This window comes from Maricaulis sp. W15, from assembly GCF_001924955.1.
Lineage (GTDB): Bacteria > Pseudomonadota > Alphaproteobacteria > Caulobacterales > Maricaulaceae > Maricaulis > Maricaulis maris.
This window is the reverse complement of sequence record NZ_LQXG01000001.1, coordinates 162,099-185,216: the sequence shown is the minus strand read 5'-3', so window position 1 is coordinate 185,216 and position 23,118 is coordinate 162,099. Positions and strand designations below refer to the sequence as shown.

33 protein-coding genes are annotated in these 23,118 nt (G+C 63.3%); 14 read left to right on the top strand and 19 right to left on the bottom strand.

The window, feature by feature from the left end; all coding sequences use genetic code 11:
• Window positions 1–2: 2 nt before the first annotated feature.
• The 13 genes from AWH62_RS00865 to AWH62_RS00805 form a co-directional block, all read right to left on the bottom strand.
• A complete protein-coding gene (locus AWH62_RS00865) occupies window positions 3–215 on the bottom strand; it encodes a hypothetical protein (RefSeq protein ID WP_075188570.1) in 213 nt (70 codons plus the stop codon).
• Window positions 216–217: 2 nt separating this feature from the next.
• Window positions 218–889 (bottom strand): regulatory protein GemA, encoded by a 672-nt coding sequence (locus AWH62_RS00860; RefSeq protein WP_075188569.1) that lies wholly within the window; start codon window positions 887–889, stop codon window positions 218–220.
• Entirely contained in the window at window positions 886–1,113 is a 228-nt protein-coding gene (locus AWH62_RS00855) for a hypothetical protein (protein WP_075188568.1), read from the bottom strand. Before AWH62_RS00855 ends, AWH62_RS00860 begins: the two co-directional genes overlap by 4 nt.
• Window positions 1,110–1,322: a hypothetical protein gene (locus AWH62_RS00850; protein WP_075188567.1), complete on the bottom strand. Its 213-nt coding sequence runs from the start codon at window positions 1,320–1,322 to the stop codon at window positions 1,110–1,112. Before AWH62_RS00850 ends, AWH62_RS00855 begins: the two co-directional genes overlap by 4 nt.
• Entirely contained in the window at window positions 1,319–1,621 is a 303-nt protein-coding gene (locus AWH62_RS00845; protein ID WP_075188566.1) for a hypothetical protein, read from the bottom strand. The genes AWH62_RS00850 and AWH62_RS00845 overlap by 4 nt, the downstream gene beginning before the upstream one ends.
• Window positions 1,618–2,166, bottom strand: a complete 549-nt coding sequence (locus tag AWH62_RS00840; RefSeq protein ID WP_075188565.1) for a hypothetical protein — start codon at window positions 2,164–2,166, stop codon at window positions 1,618–1,620. The genes AWH62_RS00845 and AWH62_RS00840 overlap by 4 nt, the downstream gene beginning before the upstream one ends.
• Entirely contained in the window at window positions 2,163–2,825 is a 663-nt protein-coding gene (locus AWH62_RS00835) for a DUF3164 family protein (protein WP_075188564.1), read from the bottom strand. The genes AWH62_RS00840 and AWH62_RS00835 overlap by 4 nt, the downstream gene beginning before the upstream one ends.
• The gene (locus tag AWH62_RS00830; protein WP_075188563.1) at window positions 2,825–3,103 is read right to left on the bottom strand and encodes a hypothetical protein; all 279 of its coding nucleotides are present in this window, start codon (window positions 3,101–3,103) and stop codon (window positions 2,825–2,827) included. The genes AWH62_RS00835 and AWH62_RS00830 overlap by 1 nt, the downstream gene beginning before the upstream one ends.
• Window positions 3,088–3,432 (bottom strand): hypothetical protein, encoded by a 345-nt coding sequence (locus tag AWH62_RS00825; RefSeq protein ID WP_075188562.1) that lies wholly within the window; start codon window positions 3,430–3,432, stop codon window positions 3,088–3,090. The genes AWH62_RS00830 and AWH62_RS00825 overlap by 16 nt, the downstream gene beginning before the upstream one ends.
• Entirely contained in the window at window positions 3,432–4,406 is a 975-nt protein-coding gene (locus AWH62_RS00820) for an AAA family ATPase (RefSeq protein ID WP_083634886.1), read from the bottom strand. Before AWH62_RS00820 ends, AWH62_RS00825 begins: the two co-directional genes overlap by 1 nt.
• A gap of 81 nt (window positions 4,407–4,487) precedes the next feature.
• Window positions 4,488–6,419, bottom strand: a complete 1,932-nt coding sequence (locus tag AWH62_RS00815; RefSeq protein ID WP_075188561.1) for a transposase domain-containing protein — start codon at window positions 6,417–6,419, stop codon at window positions 4,488–4,490.
• Window positions 6,420–6,425: 6 nt separating this feature from the next.
• A complete protein-coding gene (locus AWH62_RS00810) occupies window positions 6,426–6,875 on the bottom strand; it encodes a hypothetical protein (RefSeq protein WP_143742846.1) in 450 nt (149 codons plus the stop codon).
• The gene (locus AWH62_RS00805; protein WP_075188559.1) at window positions 6,875–7,105 is read right to left on the bottom strand and encodes a hypothetical protein; all 231 of its coding nucleotides are present in this window, start codon (window positions 7,103–7,105) and stop codon (window positions 6,875–6,877) included. The genes AWH62_RS00810 and AWH62_RS00805 overlap by 1 nt, the downstream gene beginning before the upstream one ends.
• A gap of 74 nt (window positions 7,106–7,179) precedes the next feature.
• Between AWH62_RS00805 and AWH62_RS00800 the strand changes: the two genes are divergently transcribed.
• On the top strand, window positions 7,180–7,815 hold the full coding sequence (locus AWH62_RS00800) for a helix-turn-helix domain-containing protein (RefSeq protein WP_158025519.1): 636 nt from the start codon (window positions 7,180–7,182) through the stop codon (window positions 7,813–7,815).
• 45 nt (window positions 7,816–7,860) lie between these two features.
• Window positions 7,861–8,226: a TM2 domain-containing protein gene (locus AWH62_RS00795; protein ID WP_233128216.1), complete on the top strand. Its 366-nt coding sequence runs from the start codon at window positions 7,861–7,863 to the stop codon at window positions 8,224–8,226.
• A 519-nt stretch (window positions 8,227–8,745) separates the two neighbouring features.
• On the opposite strand, the gene AWH62_RS00790 is transcribed toward AWH62_RS00795, so the two are convergent.
• Window positions 8,746–10,209 (bottom strand): sigma-54 dependent transcriptional regulator, encoded by a 1,464-nt coding sequence (locus AWH62_RS00790; protein ID WP_075188557.1) that lies wholly within the window; start codon window positions 10,207–10,209, stop codon window positions 8,746–8,748.
• 193 nt (window positions 10,210–10,402) lie between these two features.
• On the opposite strand from AWH62_RS00790, the gene AWH62_RS00785 reads away from it, so the two are divergent.
• Window positions 10,403–11,236 (top strand): CPBP family intramembrane glutamic endopeptidase, encoded by an 834-nt coding sequence (locus AWH62_RS00785; protein ID WP_083634885.1) that lies wholly within the window; start codon window positions 10,403–10,405, stop codon window positions 11,234–11,236.
• A 31-nt stretch (window positions 11,237–11,267) separates the two neighbouring features.
• Entirely contained in the window at window positions 11,268–12,215 is a 948-nt protein-coding gene (locus tag AWH62_RS00780; protein WP_075188555.1) for an alpha/beta fold hydrolase, read from the top strand.
• 21 nt (window positions 12,216–12,236) lie between these two features.
• Here the strand turns inward: AWH62_RS00780 and AWH62_RS00775 are convergent, their stop codons facing one another.
• The gene (locus AWH62_RS00775; protein ID WP_075188554.1) at window positions 12,237–12,494 is read right to left on the bottom strand and encodes a hypothetical protein; all 258 of its coding nucleotides are present in this window, start codon (window positions 12,492–12,494) and stop codon (window positions 12,237–12,239) included.
• A 209-nt stretch (window positions 12,495–12,703) separates the two neighbouring features.
• Between AWH62_RS00775 and AWH62_RS00770 the strand changes: the two genes are divergently transcribed.
• From AWH62_RS00770 to AWH62_RS00745, 6 genes are all read left to right on the top strand, one after another.
• The gene (locus tag AWH62_RS00770; protein WP_075188553.1) at window positions 12,704–13,009 is read left to right on the top strand and encodes an aa3-type cytochrome c oxidase subunit IV; all 306 of its coding nucleotides are present in this window, start codon (window positions 12,704–12,706) and stop codon (window positions 13,007–13,009) included.
• A gap of 128 nt (window positions 13,010–13,137) precedes the next feature.
• On the top strand, window positions 13,138–14,268 hold the full coding sequence (locus AWH62_RS00765) for a Re/Si-specific NAD(P)(+) transhydrogenase subunit alpha (protein WP_075188552.1): 1,131 nt from the start codon (window positions 13,138–13,140) through the stop codon (window positions 14,266–14,268).
• A 2-nt stretch (window positions 14,269–14,270) separates the two neighbouring features.
• A complete protein-coding gene (locus AWH62_RS00760; RefSeq protein WP_075188551.1) occupies window positions 14,271–14,615 on the top strand; it encodes an NAD(P) transhydrogenase subunit alpha in 345 nt (114 codons plus the stop codon).
• Entirely contained in the window at window positions 14,612–15,184 is a 573-nt protein-coding gene (locus AWH62_RS00755; RefSeq protein WP_143742844.1) for a hypothetical protein, read from the top strand. The genes AWH62_RS00760 and AWH62_RS00755 overlap by 4 nt, the downstream gene beginning before the upstream one ends.
• A gap of 25 nt (window positions 15,185–15,209) precedes the next feature.
• Window positions 15,210–16,613, top strand: coding sequence for an NAD(P)(+) transhydrogenase (Re/Si-specific) subunit beta (locus AWH62_RS00750; RefSeq protein ID WP_075188549.1), 1,404 nt, complete (start codon window positions 15,210–15,212; stop codon window positions 16,611–16,613).
• Window positions 16,614–16,655: 42 nt separating this feature from the next.
• Entirely contained in the window at window positions 16,656–16,955 is a 300-nt protein-coding gene (locus tag AWH62_RS00745) for a hypothetical protein (protein ID WP_075188548.1), read from the top strand.
• A 16-nt stretch (window positions 16,956–16,971) separates the two neighbouring features.
• On the opposite strand, the gene AWH62_RS00740 is transcribed toward AWH62_RS00745, so the two are convergent.
• The gene (locus AWH62_RS00740) at window positions 16,972–17,445 is read right to left on the bottom strand and encodes a DUF6265 family protein (RefSeq protein ID WP_075188547.1); all 474 of its coding nucleotides are present in this window, start codon (window positions 17,443–17,445) and stop codon (window positions 16,972–16,974) included.
• Window positions 17,446–17,552: 107 nt separating this feature from the next.
• The gene (locus AWH62_RS00735) at window positions 17,553–18,173 is read right to left on the bottom strand and encodes a class I SAM-dependent methyltransferase (RefSeq protein WP_075188946.1); all 621 of its coding nucleotides are present in this window, start codon (window positions 18,171–18,173) and stop codon (window positions 17,553–17,555) included.
• Between the two features lie 124 nt (window positions 18,174–18,297).
• On the opposite strand from AWH62_RS00735, the gene AWH62_RS00730 reads away from it, so the two are divergent.
• Window positions 18,298–18,852 carry a DUF4269 domain-containing protein gene (locus AWH62_RS00730; protein WP_075188546.1) on the top strand — a complete coding sequence of 185 codons (555 nt, stop codon included), beginning with the start codon at window positions 18,298–18,300 and terminating at the stop codon, window positions 18,850–18,852.
• On the opposite strand, the gene AWH62_RS00725 is transcribed toward AWH62_RS00730, so the two are convergent.
• Together AWH62_RS00725 and AWH62_RS00720 are read right to left on the bottom strand one after the other, a co-directional pair.
• On the bottom strand, window positions 18,849–19,592 hold the full coding sequence (locus AWH62_RS00725; RefSeq protein ID WP_075188945.1) for a 2OG-Fe(II) oxygenase family protein: 744 nt from the start codon (window positions 19,590–19,592) through the stop codon (window positions 18,849–18,851). The two genes, AWH62_RS00730 and AWH62_RS00725, sit on opposite strands and share 4 nt — an antisense overlap.
• Before the next feature lie 102 nt (window positions 19,593–19,694).
• Window positions 19,695–20,018 carry a TraR/DksA C4-type zinc finger protein gene (locus AWH62_RS00720; RefSeq protein ID WP_075188545.1) on the bottom strand — a complete coding sequence of 108 codons (324 nt, stop codon included), beginning with the start codon at window positions 20,016–20,018 and terminating at the stop codon, window positions 19,695–19,697.
• A 90-nt stretch (window positions 20,019–20,108) separates the two neighbouring features.
• Here AWH62_RS00720 and AWH62_RS00715 point away from each other — a divergent pair, with 90 nt between their 5' ends.
• From AWH62_RS00715 to AWH62_RS00705, 3 genes are all read left to right on the top strand, one after another.
• A complete protein-coding gene (locus tag AWH62_RS00715; RefSeq protein ID WP_075188544.1) occupies window positions 20,109–20,606 on the top strand; it encodes a DinB family protein in 498 nt (165 codons plus the stop codon).
• Between the two features lie 93 nt (window positions 20,607–20,699).
• A complete protein-coding gene (locus AWH62_RS00710; protein ID WP_075188543.1) occupies window positions 20,700–21,638 on the top strand; it encodes an ABC transporter ATP-binding protein in 939 nt (312 codons plus the stop codon).
• A complete protein-coding gene (locus tag AWH62_RS00705) occupies window positions 21,638–23,038 on the top strand; it encodes an ABC transporter permease (protein ID WP_075188944.1) in 1,401 nt (466 codons plus the stop codon). Before AWH62_RS00710 ends, AWH62_RS00705 begins: the two co-directional genes overlap by 1 nt.
• Window positions 23,039–23,118 lie beyond the last annotated feature (80 nt).

Here is a 23,118-nt window from a genome sequence, read left to right as displayed (position 1 = left end):
TCTCAGCTCACTTCTCTGCCGGGCGGTGCCGGCGTTCTCGTTTCAAGGCGCAAGGCCTCGGCCGTGAGAGCCTTCAGGCGGGCGATCAGCTCGACGCGCTTATGGCTCATTGGGGGAAGCCGCTCGATCCGTTCCATCAATGCGGTCCGGTCTGCGGCAATGGCTGCCAGCGGCGCATCCTGACGCCACGTCAGAAGGGGCGCGCCGCTGGCCATGGTCAGGCTGCTCGCTTGATGTCGCGGAGCAGTCGCCCCAACTCGTTCATGACAGCGTGCCATTCGGTGTCGATCACCGTGGCAGGCGTCCCGTACTTGCGAGATTGCATCCACAGCGTCAGCGTCTGGCTCCGACCGGTCAGGTCGGCCTGCGTTGGCACATGTGTCGGCAGATTGCGCGCCATCTCCCGTTTGAGAATGGCGAATTGCGCCAGGGCGATCCGGTAGCCGGGTTGGCAGGCCCAGGCTTCGGCATGCCGGCCGGGGTCCCATTCCACCCCGGCCTCCCGCGCCATCCACGCCTTCAGCGCTTCAATCGCCTTGGCCGCATCGTCCGGTTCGTGAACAAAGCGGACATGCTCGATGCCCGTCTGACGATGCACGAAGGCGATCAGGGCCGAGTCCTTGCGGTCGCGGACCAGGCCGAGGTTCCAGCCCGCAATCCACAGCGCCTGCAGCTTCTTCGCGTAAGGCCCTTCAAGGCGCTTTTTATGCCCCGTTGAACCCGGACCGAACCCCATCTCGCGGAAGCGGGCCAGCACCATCTTGCGCTCCCCGTCCGACATGTCCTTGCCGGACGTTTTGCCCGTCACCTGTTTGAGGACGGCCCGATAACTGTCGTCATCAAGGCCGAGCTGCTTCTTGGCCACATGCATGGCGGCGAGCGCGCTCATGACACGCCACCAGAAAGATAATCGTCAAACAGGTCGGGATTTGACGACGCGTCCCTCATGGCCTTGAGCGACTCGCGCTCTGCCCTGACCGCTGCGCCATAGCGGGCTTCAGCCCTCTGCATCACCTCGGCGGCAGCCGACAGATCGTCGTTCGCTTCGTGGAGCTCCTTGTTCGTCTCGACGAAACGGATAACCAAGTCGCGGAATGCGGGTTGCGCGCTCATGACCCCTGCTCCTCTGACCGCCGGATGCCCATTTCCGGCCCTTGCTCGCCGACGCGAACGGGGGACGCCGATACCGCCCCGCCGACGAAGTCGGACGGGTGCTCGGCCTCCATGTGCATTTTCAGGCCCTTCTTGCCGCGCAGCCTGCGGCCACAGACCGGGCACAACGTGCGTGCGCCCGACCGGCTGCGATGACGCTTCGTCGTCATGACGGCAGCCCTCCGCCGGTGGTGATGTGGGTCATCGACGGATCGCCCAGATAGGCCTTGCCGGCCGCATCACGGCGGCAGGGATCACACATGCGATTGTGCGGGCCATCCGACATGAAAGAGCGCTCGCAGGTCAGGCAGGGCCGTTCGCTGCGGCGTCCCTTCCGAATGAGGCTGTCGGCGCGCGTGATCGCTTCCTGCCGGCAGTCATAGAGGCCGGAGACACGCTCGCCGCGACCGTTGAACACGGCGTATTGGTGACGCCCCGCCGTCTGTACGGTGTAATCGAGAGTGCTCATGACGCCCCCCGCTCATCAACGCAGGCCGGATTGGCGGCGAGCCAGGCCTTGGCCGCAAGGCGAGCGCAGGCGATCTGGAAGCGTGACTGCCAGCCATAATCTTCGGTGCCGCAATAGTCCTCGACGCACTTCGCCGCCGCCAAGACGCCTGGGATGGACGGCTCATTGCCGCGAAAACACTGCGAAAAAAGCTCCCTGAACTCTTCCGTCGGTTCGCCATATTCTTCCGCCTCCCGCTCAAACACCTTCAGTTGAGCGCGGGTCTTGTCGACATCAATCGCCATCGAGGCGTTGGACTTTTCGAGCTGGTAGGTGTCGTCGCCGCCCGACAGCCAATCCATGGCTGAGCGCATGGACTGGAACGCTTGGTAGTGGACAAAGGTGATGGTCCCGATATCGCCACCAATGAAGATGTGGCCCGGCACCCAGCAGACGAAAAACCAATAGGCCGACTTCTCCGGTGTCGAGAAACGAAAGCAGGTAGACTGATCGGTCTGCACCACATGACCGGCGCAGCTCTCGGTGGCGCGTTCTTGAGGAGTCATGATGCACCGCCTTTCGCCTTGGCCATGTCGATCGTCACGGCTTCCCAGGACGCGTCCGGCGCCGCGCGCTCGTAGAAGCGCAGATAGGTCTTCGACCCGGTCACCCGCATCGCATCGCGGATCGCTTCCATCGCGCGCAGCCAGCGCGGGTCTTCGATCTCCAAGCGCAGCAGCATGAAAATCTCGCCGCGATTGACCTGGTCGGGCCGGTCAGTGTTGAAAGCCCGCGTCACGATGGCGCGAAGCTCCGGCCGGCTGTCCGCCGCCCATTCATTCAGGCACTCGTCAATCAGCTGCTTGGCGATCTGCAACTGCGGGCCGAAGTCGATGTGATCGGCGACCGAGACCGAGACTTTCATCAGGCCGTCAAAGCTCTGATAGGTCCGGTTTCCCTTCTTGCCGCCGCGCGTAGAGCCGTATTCCTGCTCCAGCAGCGCGTCGAACTCGCCCAGGTCGGTGAAGGTGTGCCCGCGGAATCGGGCAATCTGTGCCGACAAATCGCGGGCATGCCCCATGATCTTGCGGATCACTTCATCTTCCAGCTTGTGGGCCGGCTTGATTGCCTCGACCGGGACCAGGCTGCCTTTCGCGTCGCGCATATAGCGGCTGCCATTCACGATGGTCTCGCCAGGCTCGGTCAGTGTGTTGAGTTGCGACATCACAGTGTCTCCTCGTCAGGTAGGGAAAAATGGAAGCCAGGCTTGCCGTCCCGCATTGCTGCCAACTGGAAGGCCAGGCGGCGCGCGGCCGGCAGGAAGCACGGATCGATCGCCGATATCCGGACGCGTCGATCTGTCAGGGTCGCGCCGGATGGCACGACGCAAATCACGCCTTCCGGGATGGCCAGATTGCTCATGACATCGACGCCCCAAACCGAGCCGGCAGGCACCGGCTCGACGGCGCTGTTCGTGCCAAGATGGTCTATGCCTTCGTGCATGACGGTCCCTCCTGCCAGGCTGCGGAGAGGGCGAGCAGCGCTGCGATCACGCTTTGGATCGACGCGGCCTCGTTGTGGGTGTTGAGGTCTTCAGACAGTCGCATCCCGGCGCGGATCGCGGCCTCGATCATCAAATCGATCCCGGTCACACTCCCGGACGCAACAGCCTGTTCGTCCGGCTCGACAACCCGCTCTTCGCGAGCCTTTTCGTTCCACCTGAGCTTGGAGACCTCGTTCTCCAATTCCAGCGCCAAGCGCTGAAGCTTGTCGATGTCGTCGCGAACCATGGCGATGCGGTCCGACATCATGTGTGTCATGCCGTCAGCCATCAGACCGTCTCCACATCGCGATTGGCCCAGGCCGATTTGAGATCGACGAGGGAGACATCGCGCCCGCGCCCTTCGGCTGTCAGGCGGGCCAGCTTGATGGTCATGTCGATCTGTCCGAGCGCGCCGGGCTTCAAACCGACGCCGGTCAGGAACTCGACCTGTTTGGGATCGGTGACGCCCCAGGCGGTCAGGAAGGACGCCAGATCCTCCTTGCTCGGCTTGTCGCGGCGGATGCGCCGGAAAACACGGCGGCGCAGCTGGCCATACTTGTCGCCCTGGCCCCAGCTTGAGAAGCGGCCATAGGTCTCGCGGTTGCCGACCAGGGCGATGCCGCAGCGATAATTGTCGGTGAAGCAGCGAAGCTGGTCGATGGCCTCATCCGAGAGGTTCTGCGCCTCATCGATGACCAGCAGCGTGCCGTCGCCGACGCGCTCGATCCGCTTGCCGATGGCCCGGACCAGCTTGCCGGATGATTTCTCTTCAACGCCGAGCTCGGCGGCGATCTCGGCCAGCATGTTGTGGATCGACCGCGTGTGCGGTGTCATCGTCACGAGAAAACTGTTGGGCCGGGTCGCCACATAGCGCCGCGCCGCGACCGTCTTGCCCATGCCGGCGTCGGCCGTGATCATCACCATGGCCGGCATGACCTGAGCGATCGACAGCGTCGACATGACCGATTGGGCGAAATTCAGGTCGAGGAAGTCCGGCGATGTCGGCACGCTCGCGGCCAACTCCTCGACAGCATCGGCCTGGTCAAGCCAGTTGCGGATTTTGCTGCTGACCGCCGCGTAGCTGCCAGCATACTTGCCGCTCATCCACTGGCTCAGCGTGCCTTGCGCAACGCCGCTCTTGCGCGAGATTTCGGCCTTGGACCAGCCGCGCGCTTCTGCGAGCGCGTTCACGCGTGTGACCAGATCGGCCCAACCGTCTCGATCCGCGACCGTCGCGGTGGTTGTGATTGAAGTATCTACCATGTACGTCTCTCCGTCTTGCTATGGATGGCTTTCGCCGTTCAGCCCTCCGGCGTCCCTGCCAGGACGCCGGAGGGAATTTCTTCAGTCCCTCATGAGCTTTCGGCCCATCAGGCTGGTCACGTTGATGAAGGCGGCTTCGTCCTCGTCGGACCATTCGGCGCGCTCGTGGGCTGGCGCGGCCGGGCCTTTGGCGGACGCCAGGCGCGTCACGGTCGGATAGACCGGCTCCTCAACGGGGTCGGCCATCGCTGGCGCATAGACCCGCGCCAGCTCCTCCGGCGTCATGGTCACATGCATGGCTGCCAGCTCTTTTTGCTTCTTCAGGAAGTCCCGGCGCGCCCGCTCATGGCGGTGCGCCGCTTCGGCATCGAGGAAGTTGACGGCCTCGACAGCCTGGGCGTCGGCCAGCTTCACCCCGTCCATCGCGAAGACCTCGACAGGCAGGCTCAGATTGTCCGGATCAAACCGCACGCACACCTTCTTGCCGGCGTGCTGGATCATCGTTTCCGACCAATACCGGTTGCCCATCAGGTGGATTTCGCCAGATGGCTTGCGGGCGGTGATCGCCTCGGCCGTCAGCAGCCACAAGGCGCGCTGGGCTGGGGCGGCACGGCGCACGACCGTCGCGTCATCATTCATCGACGCCTCGAATGTCGCGTCGAAACTGCGACCCTTCGCGGTGCCTGTATTGCGGCCTGCGCGGGCGTTATGCTCCAGCAGGCAGCCATGGGCCGCGCGGCGGAACGTCTCATAATCAACGGCGCGGGCGCCGTAATTGTCGGGCTTGGTTGTCGGGCTGTTGCCTGTATAGGCACCGTGGAACATCGGGTGCCGGGCAATGTCGTCGCAAAGGTCGCGGAACGCCCGCTCGATGGGCTTTGACTGGCCGGAATAGGGCTTGGCCCAGTGAACCTTCACGCCGAGAAGCGTCAGCAACCCGTCCGGCTCGTCATCGCGTATCTTGAAGCGGAAGCGGCTCTTTTGCCCGCCCGTGATCCACTTCGACGCAAACGACCGGCCATTATCCAGGACGATATGTTCCGGAATGCCATAGCGCTCGATCATGTCGCCGATCGCGAGACGCACCGCGACCTTGTTTTCGGTCTCATCGATGCGCCAGCCAACAAACTTGCCCGAATAGACGTCCTGCAAAGCTGTCAGGACCGGGCGGAACACCTTGCCGTCCGGCTTTTTCACCATCACGTCGAAGCGGTGGCCGTCCATGTTCACCACCTGCATGGCATGAAGGCCGTCCTTCACGCGCAGCTGCGCGGGATAGAGCGCCTTGGCCATGTCCCGGCCTTCGCGGCGTGTCGCCACCACGCTCTGCTCGACCTCGGCCGCAAGACGCCGGCGCATGGCGCGGCTCGATGGAATGGGCGACCAGCCTTTGGCTTCGGCCAGCTTTTTCAGGCGCCGGAAACAGGCGTTGAAGCTGGGCTTCTCCGGCCGCAGGAAGTCGGCCTTGATTGTGGCCAGCGCCTCGGGATGGCATGGCCCGAAAACCGCCGTCGGCCGGTAACCAGGCGCAAGGGCCGGCAGCCAGTCGGCATGCGGCACGTCGCGGACACTGTCCCACCACCGCTGCAGTGATCGGGTGGACACGCCGGACACGGCCGCTTGTTCCGTTATGGCCTCGCCCTTGCGAGCGCCCGTCTTCACCCGCGCAGCAACCGCCTCGACCGCCGCCAGGCGCTCCGCTGCGGCGTCGCGATTGCGTTGCGACGTGGCCTTGAAAACATCCCACAGCGGGCCGGTCCGCTGATCCGTCTCGGTGACCAGGGCGCGTTCGCGGATCATCTCCTGCGCCGTCACCCGCATCAGCTGGCCGCGCACCTCCAGCGGCCACAGCGAGATATGATATTCCCACCCGCGCTTGCCCTGCCGGGCCTTGCCGTCCAGATCGCGCCAGCCGGCGCGGACGATGAGGCCGTTCCAGCCCTTCTTCGTCGAGACAGGCGCATTCTCGATGCCCAGCTCCAGCACGTCTGCAATGGTGAACCACTCACGCATCGACGGTCAGCCCTCCCGACGATTGCTGTTAAGGCCCAAAAACGATGCCAGGGACCACTTGGTCGAACGAACCGGTCGTTGCGGGCGGGCCTCTGGCGCGCCCTCTTTGGGACGCGTCTCGACAGTGATGATATCTTCCGCGTTCAGCCGGGCCTCGAACTGGGAAAGACACTCGTCGGTCAGCGAGGAGAGCTTCACCTCATCAACGCGGAGACGGACCTCTACGCGGCCGACCTTTTGCGCCTCGGCCTGCTCTCGCCGTCCTGTGACGACGTAGAGGACATCGAGGCCGATCTCATCCCAACGAGCGAGGTGACAGACCTTTGGTGAGGTCGCACCCTTCTCCCATTCGATGAGCGCCCTCTTTGAAGCCCCCACCGTCTGCGCGAACGCTTCTTGGCTTGCATCCAACCGGATACGTTCTTCGCGCAATCTGCGCCCGACAGCCGCGCTCATCATGCACGCCCCAGGGCTTCACTCATCCGTTCAGCAAGGGGCCGCTCTTCGACGAGCCCCAACCGAACCGCAACCCGCCGCGAATCGCCGCGTGCGCCTTTCAGGCGGCCGGACAGCACGCCATAGACCAAGGAAGATTCGACACCGAGTTCGAGCGCGACCTCTTTGATCTGCACGCCCGCTGCCCGCAGACGGGCGCGAACCTGTTTCGCTTTTTCGCTTCTTGTCATATCATCACCTGTGAAACACACTATTGGATAACGTCACACACATATGAGTGTGTCAATGGGGGTGATATGTCAAAATGGGTGTCAATCTAGTAAAAATGGGTGCTCGGCTGAAAGAGGAACGCTTGCGACTGGAAAAGACGCAACGTCAACTTGCCGACATTGGCGGCCAAGCCGTGAACTCCCAGTCGCTATATGAGCGTGGAGAGCGCGCACCAACTGGAGCATACCTCGCTGAGATCGCTGCGGCCGGCGCCGATGTCCTCTACATTGTCACTGGCAAGCATGCGGATTCGGGTGCTGGCATTTCGCCAGGCCAAGCATTGGAGACGATCACTTCAGCAGAATCTGAGTTGGAGAGCACCGGTGCCCTTAACGGGGACATCGCCGACAAGGTCATAGCGATTGCGTGTGACGACACTCTGGATGACCCGATCCGTGCCCGCGCCGACCTCGTTATTCGGTTTGCGATGCGCGACACCGACGCCGACAAGGCGGCGGAGTTGCGCCAAGCAGAGCGTCGCAAACGGGTCCAGGCCGAGATGGATTGGTCAAAGGCCGTCGTCGCGGATGCGATCCAGGCAGCCGGCTGGACGCCATCGCCCCAGGTCGTCGGTCACCTGGTGAATCTGGTTCGGCTCTACAAGGTCGAGGGGGATGTAATCATGTTGCTGCTGCACGACCTCGCAGCCTTGGTGCCGGATCAGGCCTGACCGACCGAATGCACGCTTCTCTTATTTGCCACAGCTGTGCTACCGATGCGTGTTGAAGCGCCATGGCAAAAGGGGATCAATGGCATGACACCTGAACAATACATGATGATCGACACGCGTGTCGCCGCCGAAAGCAAAAGCCTGGGAACAGCCTTCCTGCTTTGGTTCTTTCTCGGCGTCTTCGGCGGGCATCGCTTCTATCTCGGCCGGCCTGGTACGGCCCTCTTGATGATCCTCGCCTGGCTGATGTTTGCCGTCCCTGGCTTCATCTGGTGGGTGGTCGATGCCTTCCTGATGTCCGGCATGATCAAGAGCGACAACAACAAGCTGCGCGCACGACTTCAGACCGAATTTTCGATGATGAATTCAGCCCGCGCGCCGGCTCCTGCAGCCACCGTTGAAACGGCCTGAAGTCGTCGTTCAATTGGGCTTTTAAAAGGGCTGAAACGAAGCGTTTCAGCCCTTTCATTTTGACGACCTACCAGCCGCCCAAATTGGCAAAATTGGCCGCATATTCGGTTACCCGTTGTCATCGCAACTAAATCGGGTGTAGCCTTTGATTTAACACGTCTCTTGACGTCTTCAATGCCCCAACGGGGCCGGTAACCCAAGCGGTCTTTCTTGGTAACCTGTGACGGGCTTTCTAAGCCGTTTAGTCACCACGCTTAAAACGCGCTCATCAATTGCTATTGCTTGCTTTTGAACGGTGCGTCGGTTACTAGAAACGCGTTTTGAAGGTTTCGGCCCGCTTGCACGCTTTTGGTCCGATTGCCCGATTTTTTGCCAACTGGGGCGACACGCCAAATCCCCGCAAGTGCTCGCCCATTACCGGTCCAACCCACTGTAAACGCACCAACACTCGCCTTCGCCCCGAGGTCCCCGGTTAATCCCGCCTATTAGCCATACCCGCCGTCACGTTACACTGATTGATCAGCCGGCGGCGCGAACACCGTCCACATCGAGCTCGTATTCGCGAACCTTGCGGTAGAGCGTCGAACGACCGACGCCAAGGCGACGCGCCACTTCGCTCATCCGCCCGGCATAGGTCTCGATCGCGAACTCGATCAGGTCACGCTCGATCTCTTCGAGCGAGCGCAGATGACCGCCTTCATCCATGATATCGACCGGGCCCAGATCGGCACCAGCCGTGGCGTCACCACCGGCCAGCGACGTCGCCATCGCGGTCAACGCGCCAGTGTCCGACATCTCGCCGATCTGCGGCGTCAGACCCGAGATCTGCGGGAAATCTTCCGGCTTGAGATGGTCGTCATCCGACAGCACCACCGCACGAAAGACCGCATTTTCCAGCTGCCGCACATTGCCCGGCCAGTCATAGGTCGACAGCAAGGCGTGTGTTTCCGGCGCCGCGTCCTGGATCGACTTGTTTTCCTGGGCATTGAAGCGACCGATGAAGTGGCGCACCAGGGCCGGAATGTCGTCCTTGCGCGAACGCAGGGAGGGCACTTCGATCGGGAAGACATTGAGGCGATAGAACAGGTCTTCGCGGAAGGCGCCGCAGGCGACCTGCTCGGCGAGATCGCGATTGGTCGCCGAAATGATACGGACATTGACCTTCACGGGGCGCTTGCCGCCGACCGGATCAACTTCGCCTTCCTGCAGGGCACGCAGCAGCTTGACCTGCATGTCGAGCGGCAGCTCGCCGATCTCGTCAAGGAAGAGCGTTCCGCCATCGGCTTCCTGGAACTTGCCCATATGCTTGCCGACAGCGCCGGTGAAAGCGCCCTTCTCGTGACCGAACAGGGTCGATTCAACGAGATTCTCCGGGATTGCACCGCAGTTCACAGCGACGAAGGGACCACCGGCACGCTTGGAAGCGGCCATGATCGACCCGGCGACCAGCTCCTTGCCGACGCCGCTTTCACCCGTGATCAGGATCGGAATGTCGGACTGCGCGGCGCGTTCACCCAGACGCACGACCTGGCGCATGGTCGGCGCCCCGGCGATCATGTCGGCAAAGCCCAGCGTGCCTTCGGCCTTGCGGCTGAGACGCTTCACTTCACCCGACAGATTCTGGACCTTGAGCGCATTGCGGATCGATACCGTGATGCGTTCCGGGCTGGCCGGCTTCACGAAGAAGTCCACCGCGCCGGCGCGCATGGCCGCCACGACGGTCTCGATACCCCCGCTCGCCGTCAGCACGATGACCGGGAGGTCCGGCTGTTTGCGCTTGAGCGCTTCCAGCGTTTCCATCCCGTCCATGCCCGGCATGATCAGGTCGAGCAGCATGACGTCGATCCCGGGCTCGGCCACACGATCCAGCGCCGCCTCACCGCTCTCCACGGTCTCGGCCCGATACCCCTGCTTCTCGATCACCGCCTGAAGGAGGCGGCGTTGCGTCGGATCGTCATCCACGATCAGAACTGATTTCACCATCACCCACGCCTTTTCGGTCGCCTTGTTATTTCGCCGGACCTTTTGGCCTCACCACCCTTGCGAGCGGGGCGTCTATGCGAACCGTTATGGGACACTTGTCTAAATTTGACGTTTAAGAGGCGGCAACGACCGGTTAAGCATAAGGATCAAGACCCGCTTAACGACTGGCACGGAAGTGGCATCCGCCCGCGACATGGCTGTTACCCCAGGATCACGAACCCGCTGGCCCTTTGCCCGCCACGACGTCTTCGCTGCACTGGCGGAACCCTATCGCATGCGGGTTATCCGCTCCTTGCCGGGCATGATTGTCTGGCCGGCCCTGATGTTCGCCCTGATCATCGCGGCACAACTTGCGACCCTGGTCGGCTGGAATGCGGTGGGTGGGCCGCGCACCGGGCTCAGCGAGGGCAGCGCCGTCTTCCTTGGCAATATCATCGGCTATTCCGGTCTCGCCCTGGTGATGTGGGCCTGGATGAAACGCTATCAGGCCCACCGGCCGGTCTTCAGTGTCTTCCCGCTGCGCCTCACCGATTTCCTCGCCGCGGCCCTGGTCATGGTCTTCATGGTGCTGATCGCCAGCCCGCTGACCCTGAGCTTCCACGAATTCGCCATGAGCGATCCGCAGCTCACCCTGTCGGGCGGGGCCACGCGTGATGACTTGTCCAATGTCGATGACTTCGCCGGTGCAGGGGCCAGTGTGTGGCTGGTCATCGGCCTGACCCTGATCGCCGCGCCGATCGCCGAGGAAATCCTGTTTCGTGGCTGGATGCTGCCGATGATGATGGCCCGCGGCGTTCCGGCCCTGTTCGCGGTGATCATTTCCGCCATGGCCTTCGGCCTGGTCCATATCGCCCAGGGCCTGCTGGTGATGACATCAACCTTCTTCCTGGCCCTGGCACTGGGCGCGGCACGGGTGTGGACCGGGCGGCTGGCGGCGCCGATCCTCGGCCATGTCGCCAATAATGCATGGGCGGTATTCGCCGTGCCCTACCTGATCTCGCTGGCTCCGGCGACCGGCGGCAATTGACGGCACGCCCGCCCGGGGCTAGCGCTAGACAATGAGCCAAAAAGCCGCCGCCTCCCCTCGCCCCCCCGCTCCGCTTGTCGCCTTCAACGGCGACCGACCGCCCGCCCCGGACTGGTTTACCAAAGCGCTCGCCGTTCCGACCGAGCGCGGGACCGTGACCGTCGAGGGCGCCACCATCCATTGGAAGGCCTGGGGCAAGCGCGGTGATGCCGGGCTGATCCTTGTCCATGGCGGCGTCGCCCACAAGGACTGGTGGGACAGTATCGCCCCCTTCCTCGCCGATACGCGCCGGGTCGTCGCGCTTGACCTTTCCGGCATGGGCGACAGCGATCATCGCGACCGCTACACCATGGAAACCTATGCGCTGGAAGTGCTGGCTTCGGGCGAAGCCGGCGGCGCCTTCGATGCCGGCAAACCCTTCCTGGTCGGCCACTCCTTCGGCGGCTTCGTGTCGCTGGCCACCGCGATGGAACATGGCGAACGCCTGCAGGGTATCGCCGTGCTCGACAGCCCGGTCCGACCCCGCGATGAGCAACGGCGCTCGTCGCCGCCATCACGCGGCGGCATGATCTACAATACATTCGAGGCCGCCCTGGCGCGCTTTCGCCTGTTGCCGGAACAGGGTTGCGACAACGCCTTCCTGCTCGATCACATCGCCCGGCAATCGCTCAAACAGGTCACCCGCCCGGACGGCTCAGAGGGCTGGACCTGGAAATTCGACCCCAAACTCTGGGACAAGCTGGACTATAACCGCCCGCCGCCGGCCGATATCGTCGGTGCGCTGAAGACCCGTATCGCCCTGTTCCGGGGCGCCGAGTCGCGACTGGTGAATGACGAGGTCTGGGCTTTCATGCGCGAGACTTTCGGGCCGCAGACCACGATGGTGTCGATCCCGCAGGCCGAGCACCATCTCATCCTCGATCAACCGATTGCCGTCGCCGCCGCACTGGAAGTGCTGACCGGTCCGGGCTGGGGCTGACACACCGTTTCGACAATCGGATCAGTGTTCGGGGTGGCGCCGGATTTCCCGCGCCACATCGTCCGGCAATTCGCTCGGCGGCGGTGTCGTCGCCTTGCGCAAGCCGGACACGATGCCGACGATCACAACCAGCACCAGCCACACGCCAGCCACTTTGAGGGCAATCGGCCACACGTGCGCGAACTCGATCACGCCGAAATTGAGATACTCCCGCCCTGCCAGGGCCGCGACGGCCAAAACGGCGATGACACCCGACCAGAGGGCAAAGGGAATGCGCATGCGAGGCTCCGAACTAGCTGCAGCGCGAACAGTCTAGGACAGGGGTTTTCCGACAACCACCCCTTTCGTCGGGCCGGGTGCGCAAGCTTGATGCGGATGTGGGACCGGAGCATGACAGCTGTCACCTGCGGCATATGGCGCCGGCATCTTGGCGGAGCATTCAACGCGTGCTATCCGCACCAGACCTGATTGACGGAGGCACGCGACCAATGGCGTCTGATTATGTTCGTGGCGAAATGAACATCGCCGACCAGAAAGCGACTTTTGGCGGTTTCATCGCAGTGTCCGTCTGGGGCAGCCTGCTCACCGTCGTCAGCGTGCTCTACCTGACGCTGGCCTTTGCTGTGGGCATGGACTGGCTGGTATCGCTGATCGCGGTCGGCATTGTCGGCGGCGTGCTGGGCTTGGCGCTTGGCATGAAGACGTCCTGGTATGTCACCCTGGGCGGGCTTTTCGTCTTCGGACTGGTTTGCGGCGGCCTTGTTCAACTATTCGGTATGGCGCTGGGCGGCTGATTAAGACGCTCTTTCTTCGCACTGCACAATTTTTCCCGATTTCGGTCTAGAAATTTCCCGGAGGGGCCTTCCCCTCAGGGGAGAATTCGCGCATCCTCGCCCCATCAAGCCAAAAGCGGCGGGACGAAATGCGAATTGCCATTCTGAAAGAACGACATGCGGGCGAAACCCGCGTGGCGGCCACACCGGACACCGTCAAGAAATTCGTGGCCGCCGGCCATGAAGTCGCCATCGAAAAGGGCGCCGGCCTGACCGCCGCCGTGACCGATGAGGCTTTCACCGACGCAGGTGCGAAGATCGGCACCGCAGCCGCAACACTGAAAGGCGCCGACGCGCTCTTTGCGGTGCGCAGCCCGGACGAGGCCACACTGGCCAAGTTGAAGGGTGTGCTGCTGGTCGCCCATCTCAGCCCGCACGGCAATACCAAGATGGCGGAAGGCCTGGCCAAGGCCGGCATCAATGCCCTCGCCATGGAATTCGTGCCGCGCATCACCCGCGCCCAGGCCATGGACGCCCTGTCCTCGCAAGCCAATCTCGCCGGCTATCGCTCGGTCATCGAGGGTGCCGAGCTGTATGGCCGCGCCTTCCCGATGATGATGACGGCCGCCGGCACGGTCGCCCCGGCCAAGACCTTCGTGATGGGGGTCGGCGTCGCCGGCCTGCAGGCGATCGCCACGGCGCGCCGCCTCGGCGCCATCGTCACCGCCACCGATGTCCGCCCGGCGGTCAAGGAACAGGTCGCCTCGCTGGGCGCGAAATTCGTTGCCGTCGAGGATGACGAGTTCAAGCAGGCCGAAACCGCCGGCGGTTACGCCAAGCAGATGTCACCGGAATACCAGGCCAAACAGGCCGAGCTGGTGGCCAGCCATATCGCCAAGCAGGACATTGTGATCACCACCGCCCTCATCCCGGGCCGCCCGGCCCCGACCCTGGTCACGAAAGCCATGGTCGAGAGCATGAAGCCGGGTTCGGTGATCATCGATCTCGCCGCCCCCAATGGCGGCAATTGCGAACTGACCAAGCTCGATGAAGTCGTCGAGCACAAGGGCGTCAAGATCGCCGGCTATGGCAATCTCGCCGGCCGCCTGGCCGCCGACGCCTCGGCGCTCTACGCCAAAAACCTCGCCAATCTCCTGCCGCTCCTCGTCAATGAGGAGGGCGGCCTCGCCCCGCACTGGGATGATGAAGTCATCCAGGGCATGGCGCTGACCAAGGATGGTGAAGTCGTGCATCCGACGCTGACGAAAAAGGAGTCCTGATCATGGAAGCCGTTGATCCCGTCATCTTCCGCCTGGCGATTTTCGTGCTGGCGGTTTTCGTGGGCTATTACGTCGTCTGGTCGGTGACCCCGGCCCTGCACACGCCGCTGATGGCCGTTACCAATGCCATCTCCTCGGTCATCATCGTCGGCGCCCTTCTGGCCGCCACGGCGACTGCGACCGGGTCCGGTGATGTCGCTGCCACGGCGGCGCAGACCGAAGGGGCCGGCTTCTCGCGCGGGCTTGGCTTCGTCGCCATCATCCTCGCCAGCGTGAACATATTCGGCGGCTTCCTGGTCACCCAGCGGATGCTGGCGATGTACAAGAAAAAGGAGCGTCCGGCATGATGAAGCCACTGATTCTCCTGTCTGTCCTGGCGGTGGGCATTTCGGGCGCCGAAGCCCAGAACCAGCCACAACCGCAGACCCGGACAGCTTTGCCGACCCTGCGCAATCCGGCCATCCTGCAGCGCCCGGGCGCCGAGCAGCTCGCCGAGAGCGAGGACGACGCCTCGGACACTCCGGTCATGACCCGCCGCACTGTTGAACTGTATCAGCAAGCCCTGGAAGCCGAACAACGCCGCGCTGCCGGTCCCCGCCCCCGCTTTTACGAGGTCGAATGCAATTCGGTGATCGAAATGCGGATCGATGTCACGGATATGCGGATCACCTGCGACCGCAATGACCCTTACGGGCAGAATTATTACATTCTCTGGCTCGACGTCAGCGCCTTCCCGGCCCAGGACGGCGGCACCAATGAGGAACGTCGCTGGCGTGCCGAACGCTTGGTCGAAGCAGTGAACATCACCCGCAATGATCCGGACGCGTACCTGACCTTGATGATCGGACCGCTGGACCTGAACGGCGGCACTACCGTCCGCGACCTCAGCGGCTACACGATCCGCTACTCCGACTAATCGCCACAACTCGCAAGAGAGCGCCATGTCTGCAAATCTCGCCGCACTGCTCTACCTCGTCTCGGGGATCCTGTTCATCTTCGCGCTGCGGGGCCTGTCCAATCCGGAGACCGCGCGCCGTGGCAACCAGTTCGGCATGGCCGGCATGGCGATTGCCATTGTCACCACCCTCTTGGCCGTCAATCTGGACGGAGCCTCGATTGCCCTGATCATCGGTGGCGTCATGATCGGGGGCGGGATCGGCGCGATCATCGCCCGCCGCATCCCGATGACCGCCATGCCGCAGCTCGTCGCCGCCTTCCACTCGCTGGTCGGCCTCGCCGCCGTACTGGTCGCCGCCGCGGCGCTCTACGCCCCCGGCGCCTTCCACATTGCCGACGCGATGGGTGACCTGAAACACCTGTCCCTGTTCGAACTGTCGCTGGGCACGGCAATCGGCGCCATCACCTTCTCCGGCTCGGTGATCGCCTTTGCCAAGCTGAACGGCAACATGTCCGGCGCGCCGATCATGCTGCCGGCCCGTCACCTCATCAACATCGCCATTGGCGGCTTCATCGTCATCATGATCGCCTTCCTGATGGCCTCGGGCGGTGACGCCAAGACGGCCTTCTGGCTGATCACCCTGGCCGCCTTCGTGCTCGGCGTGACCCTGATCATCCCGATCGGCGGCGCCGACATGCCGGTCGTGGTGTCGATGCTGAACTCCTATTCCGGCTGGGCCGCCGCCGCGCTCGGCTTCACGCTGGAGAACACCGCCCTGCTGGTCACCGGCGCCCTGGTCGGCTCGTCCGGTGCGATCCTGTCCTACATCATGTGCAAGGGCATGAACCGCTCCTTCATCTCGGTCATCCTGGGCGGGTTTGGTGAGAGCGGCGACGCGGCAGCCGCCGCCGGTCCGCAGGGCAATGCCAAGCAGGGATCGGCCGAGGACGCCGCCTTCGTGATGAAGAATGCCGGCAAGGTCATCATCGTGCCCGGCTATGGCATGGCCGTCGCCCAGGCCCAGCACGCGCTCAAGGAAATGGCCGACATGCTGAAGGCCGAAGGCGTCGATGTCGCCTATGCCATCCACCCCGTCGCCGGGCGGATGCCGGGGCACATGAATGTGCTGCTAGCCGAAGCCAATGTCCCCTATGACGAGGTCTTCGAGCTGGAGGATATCAATTCGGATTTCTCCAATGCCGACGTCGCCTTCGTGATCGGCGCCAATGACGTCACCAACCCCGCCGCCGAGGATGACCCCGGCTCGCCGATCTACGGCATGCCCGTCCTGCAGGTCTGGAAGGCACGCACCGTCTTCTTCATCAAACGGTCCCTGGGCTCCGGCTATGCCGGCGTTGAAAACCCGCTCTTCTTCCGTGACAACACGATGATGCTGTTGGGCGATGCGAAGAAGATGACGGAAAGCATTTTGAAAGCGCTGGACTAGGCGTTCATCGCCGGATCAGTTTCGACGGGCTAGGCTGGTGCCATGCTCGCCGAACTCGCCCTTTCGCTATCTGCCGCCCTTTCCGGCCCTGTCGCCGAAGACTGCACCTTCAACGGCATCCCGCTTTATGGTGATGTCGAGATCGTGGAGAGTTTTCCGGACATTCGGGTGCAACTCGTGACCAGCTTCCCCGACCTCAAAGTCAAGCGCGTCACATCCTTCCCGGATGATTGCGGGGAGTGGGAATTCGTTGACAGCTTTCCGGACTTCACCATCCAGTTCGTGACCAGCTTCCCGGACATCAAGATCGAATACGTGTCGAGCTTTCCCGGCCTGCCGTAAGCGGAAAGGCCCGCGACTACGGCGATATCCGGCTGAATTCGAACACCTCGGTCGTCAGGCTTCCATCCCGCTGTCTCATGTCGAGCCGGGCCGTGAACGCATGCGGCCCATCGAACTCCAGCACGAGGCCCCGGAACTCAATCCGGGTCTCCGAAATTTGTCGATAGTCGAATGTGACTTGCTCGTTCTGGCTTTCCCAGCCCGTGAAGTCGCGATTGAAATGCTTCACATGATAGCCAAATTCACCCTCGGCATTGGTGCCAATCATCAACATTTCGGTGAATTGAAGCGTGCCCTGGGCAGAGTATTGGAAGGCCCCCACCAGCTCACCGCTCTGCGTGCGCATCCAGCATTCCGACATCTCGCCGGCGAACCCGTCCGCCCGCCAGCAGCCTTCCATCCACGCCAATTGCTCGAGAATGCCGGCATCAACGGGTTCAGCCTCGGCCGACTGAACCATCAAGGCCAACGCCAGTATTGCATATGTCATCGCCGCCACCCCTTTGTTGTGATCGCGATGACTCTAGCGGAATGTAGAGCACTCGGCGTACCCGATCTTGCTGTTCTGCTGGCCTCGCGCCGCGCCGGGGGCTGCGCTCAGCGTGCCGCCGCCAGCCCGCGATAGACATAGCCTGCAAATTTCGGCGTCCGCGGCTCATAATCGGCCTCCAGCCGATTGATCCGGAAGCCACCCGCCTCGATCAGCCGATCCATGGGGCGGGTCAGATGACAGCCACCGCCGGTGATTTTCCAGATCGGCTCCAGCCGCCTCTGCCATTTCACAATGCCTTCATCCGGTGCCAGCCCATGCTCCATGAAGACAAGCCGACCGCCCGGTTTGAGCACACGCCGCATCTCGGCCAGGGCCTGATCATAGTCGGGGATGGTGCACAGGGTGAAGGCGAGCAGGACCGTGTCGACGGCGTGATCCTCCAGCGGCAGGGCCTCGCCCGGCGCATCCAGCAGTTCGACCGGAATGGACTGGCGAGCGATCGCCCGCTGTGCCTTGCGCCGCATCCCGGCCGAAGGCTCCACACCAATGACCTGCGACACGCGCGCCGCGTCATAGAAGGGCAGGTTGGGCCCCGACCCCATCCCGACTTCCAGCACCCGACCCGACGCTTCCGGCACCATGATCTTACGATGATTGGCAACCGGCTTGCTGCCGCAGGCACAAGCGAGGAGATTGGGCAGAATGCGTTCGTCGTAAAATCCCATGTCGATCGTCCCGGTTTCGACACAGGCTGGCCCGGCACAGCCTGCATGTCCATGCACACAATCGTCAACGCGCACACGCGTCGGCAGGATTGACACAGACACGGCTTCGCGCGAAAGCGCGGCGATGACTGATGCCTTCCTGCCCTGCCGCGACGCCCGCCAGATCATCACCCGGCACGGGCTGATGCGTCGCCTGGCCGGGTTCACGCCGCGATGGGTCGGCTCGATCCCGCTCAACATTCACGGACCAGGCGCCGATATCGACATCGCCTGCTCTGCCACAGGCGGGCTGGCCAACTTCAAAGCGGCGTTGGATGCATTCGTCTCGCGTTTTGCGGACGCGACCGTCAGTGACAACCAACATGCCGGAGAGGCGTCCGTCATCGCCAAGCTGGAGATCGAGGGCGTGCCGGTGGAAATCTTCGGCCGGGAACGCCCGGTGGACACACATGAGAGCTATGTCCACTGGCTCGCCGAACATCGCCTTCTCGGCCTCGCCGAAGACCGGCTGCGCAGCGATGTCCGCGACGCCAAGGCCGGCGGGTTGAAGACCGAACCGGCCTTCGCGCAATGCCTGAAACTCGGCGGCGATCCCTATGTCGAACTCCTCAAACTGGCTTCACCGGGCGATGACGCCCTGCGCCGCCTGGTCCGTCAGGCCGGCTACGCCACCCGCTAACGCGTGCCCGCTTCCGGCCCCGGGTCACGACCGGATCGCAGCCATCCGGTCACCGAAACCCGGTCGGCCGTCACCGTCGATGCAACCGGCGTGACCGCGTGCGGCTGGGGAACCTTGAACAGCGACAAGGTATTGCCGCGCGGCACGAAACGCTCGGTAACGCGCCCGTCGGGCAGCTGGAATTCAAGGACACCGCCCCAATCGCCGTGCCAGCCCTCCGACAGGGTGAGCACATAGGCCGCGACGCGGTTCTTGCCCTCGATCCCGTCATCATGCGTGGTCAGGAAATGGCCGGCGCGGTAGCGCGTCAGCTGGGCATCGGCAAAGCTGATCTCCGGCGCATCCAAGAGGTCGCGCATCGGATCGAGGAAGGCGGCGCTGTTGAGCGCCGTGAACAGCTCGGCCAGCACCGGCGCCTCATCAGCCAGCACGCCACCATGCCATTTGTCGTATAGCGGGTAGGTCTCGTAGAGATATTGAAAGCCCTGTGCCGCCTCGGCCCGGACACGCAGGTCGAATTCGGCCCGCTGGGCCTTTGGCAGGGCTTGCATCGCCGCGGCATCAAGATCGAGATGGCGGCCAGCCAGCCGCGTGACCAGCGTCCAGCGCGGTATGCGGGCCACCGCAGCGAGAACCGCCGCCTGCGCCGTTGCCGTCAGGGCGTGATCGACCTGACCGCGGGTCAATGCCCGCATCTGGTTTTGTGCCTGGGCGCAGCCCTGCGCCGACAGATTGAACATTTCGGTCACCTCTTCACGGCCAGTCTTCCAGACCATGTGGCAGGATTGAAGTGACTCAACGGCAATTCGCCCGGGCGATGACAGTGCCCGATGCCGCCACGGTCAGGCGCAGCCGGAACAACGCGGCGCGGCCGGGTCGATCTCCAACCGGGCTTCCTCGATCGGCTCGCCACACTCGGCGCACCAACCGAACTCATCCTCGTCGATACGCGCAAGGGCGGCATCGATCCGCCGCAATTCCTGGGTCCGGCACGCATCCGCGGCTTTGGCCATGGCCTGGACCTGCATCGAGTCCTGGCGCGACAGGCGCCCGACCGATTGCTGGTCGAGTTCAACCGGTTTGCGATCCTCGCTGGAGGCATCGGACAGGTCGAGTATTTCCTGGCGCAGGGCGTTGAGCCGTGCGCGGGCATTGTCAGGGGTCATGTATCCTCGCCCTTGCATGCCAAGACGGCGCGGGCACTATCTGCGTGATTAAGACCGCCGACCAGCGCGGCACACAGCCCGGAGGCCCCAATGCGCGCCCATTTCCTGCAACTTGCCGACTATAATGGCTGGGCCAATCAGCGGATCTATGCCGCCACACGCGAAATCGGTGCCGAGGCGCGCAGCCGTGATATCGGGGCCTATTTCGGATCCTTGCAGGGCACGCTGACCCATATCCTCGTTGCCGACCATTTGTGGATGGCCCGACTGCTGGAGCAGCCCGCGCCGCATGCCCGGCTCGATGAGACTCCCACCGCCGATTTCGAGGCGCTCTGGGCAGCCCGGCGCGAGCAGGATGCGGCGACCCGGGCCTTCATTGCCGGACTGGATGACGCCGCCATCCTGGCGGATTTTGACTACAAGGACATGGGCGGAAATCCGCGCACCCTGCCGCGACGCATCATCCTGACCCACATGTTCAATCATGCGACCCATCACCGCGGCCAGGCGCATCACCAGCTGACCCAGCTTGGTCTGGCCGAACCGCCGCCGCTCGACCTGCCCTATTTCGTGCTTGATCTTGTCTGATCGAATGTATGGGGGGACGGTCCACTGCCCAATGCCGGTGGCCGTCGCTCTGCATCCTCACTAGGCTTCGCCGCAAAGATGACAGGGGGCATCATGTCCGAGACCATTCTCGAACTATCCAATGTATCCAAGACCTATAGCGGCAAACCAGCGGTTCGGGATGTCAGCTTTGCGGTCAAGCGCGGCCAGATCACCGGCTTTCTCGGGCCCAATGGTGCGGGCAAGACCACCAGCCTGCGCATGTCCCTGGGCATTCTCACGCCTGACAGCGGCACCGTCAGCCTGTTCGGCGGCAAGCCGCGACCGGCGGCGCTCGACCGGGTCGGCTTTTTGCCGGAAGAGCGCGGCATCTACCGCAAGATGAAGGTGATCGATGTCATCACCTTCTTCGCCCGTCTCAAGGGCGTCGGCGCCGCCGAGGCGCGCAAGCGCGGCTTGGCGATGCTGGAGGAATTCGACCTTCCGGGCGTCGCCGACAGCAAGGTGAAAACCCTGTCCAAGGGCATGGCGCAGAAGGTCCAGATCATCTCGACCCTGGTGCACGAGCCGGAATTCATCATTCTCGACGAGCCCTTTTCGGGCCTCGACCCGGTCAACCAGAATGCGCTGGAACAGATCGTGCGCCGCCAGGCCGAAGCCGGGCGGACCGTCTTGTTCTCGACCCATGTCATGGAACATGCCGAGCGCCTGTGTGACCAGATCGTGCTGGTCGCCAAGGGGCGCAAGGTCTTCGATGGCAGTGTCAAGCAAGCGCTCGGCGAAGTGCCGCGCCGGGTGACGGTGGAGGCGGCATCCGACCATGACCTGTCGCAAATACTGGTCGGCAAGGGCGAGATCGCCCGTAGTGAGCTGGACGGCAATGTCGTCTGGACCATCGATCTCGCCGCCGGCGTCGATGCCCAGGACGTGCTCAAGGCCTGCGTTGACGGTGGCGTGAAACTGGCCCGCTTCGAGCCGGTGCGCGCCCATTTGCATGACGCGTTTGTCCATCTTGTCGGCTCAAGTGCCACTGCCGAAACGGAGGCCGTGTGATGCGCGCCATCTATCTCATCGCCCGCCGCGAATATCTGTCCTACGCCGCCACTTGGGGCTTCTGGCTGTCGCTGGCCTCTATGCCCTTGTTCATGGCCCTGGGGTTCGGCCTGCCGATCCTGATCGAGAACTCCCAGCCCACCCGCTATTATGTGCTGATCGACGAGACCGGCGGTTCGCTGGAGACGGCACTGGAAGCGCAAGCCGAGGCCAGCCAGGCGGAAGCGCTGGAAAGGGCTCGGGAAACAGCCCGGGAGCTGTTCGGCGACCTGCCCCAGGTGAACGCGGCGCTCGCCTCCCAGCCGCAATTGTCCGATGAGCGCTATCTGCGGGTGGATGTCGGCGTTTCCGAACTGGACGCCTTGCGGCCCTACCTCACCGGCGACGCGACCTTCACCGCCGCGGATGGCGAACATCGCCTGTTTGCGGCGATCTATCTGCGCCAAAACGCGGATGGGGCGATCCAGATCGATTACTGGAGCGCCAATGTCTCCGATGGCGGGCTGCGCTCGCAGATCCGCAACGCCCTGCGTGCCTACATGCAGACGCAGTTTCTCATCGATTCCGGCGTTGACCCGGGCCTGATCGAGACCGCGGACGAGCTGTCACCATCGGTGCGCGAACTCAATCCGGAGCGCACCGGCGACACGGCCGAGGTCACCGACGCTGAACGCATCCCGCTGGTCGTCAGCACGATGATGGCCATCGGCCTGTGGGCGGTCATCTTCTCTGTCGTCAACATGCTGCTGACCGCGATGATCGAGGAGAAGGGCAACAAGGTGCTGGAAATGATGCTGGCCTCGACCCGGCACCATGAAATTCTCACCGGCAAGCTGATCGGCGTCGCCGCCGTCTCGGCAACCCTGCTGGCCGTCTGGGGCGGGATAGGCTTGCTCGGCACGCTGGGCTTGCAGCAGGTCGCGGCTTCGTCCGACATGCCGATCGCGGACATTCTCGCCGCCGTGCTCGATCCCGGCCTGCTGCTGCCGGCATTTGGCTATTTCATCATCGGCTATCTGATGTATGGCGCGGTCTTCCTGGCCATCGGCTCGCTGTGCGAGACCCTGCAGGACGCCCAGACCCTGATGAGCCCGATGATGCTGATCATGATGGTGCCAATCATCCTGATCATGATGGCGCTCAACGCCCCTGATAACCCGATCGTGGCAATTGCCAGCTGGGTGCCGCTGTGGACTCCCTTCATCATGCTGGCGCGTCTGCCGCATGATGTCGGTCTCATCGACATTGTCGGCACCACGGCCGCTATGATCGCCTTTGCCGTCTTCGTGATCTGGGGATCAGGCGTGCTGTTCCGCATGGGGTCACTCAACCAGGCCAATCAGGACACGGTGAAGGGCTGGTTCAGGATCGGCCGCAAGAAAAAACCGGCAGCGTCCTGACACACAACAACCGGCTGCCCTTCGGGGCGGCCGGTTGCACTGTCTGAATTGCAGGCAAAAGGAAACCGCCGCGTCCGAAC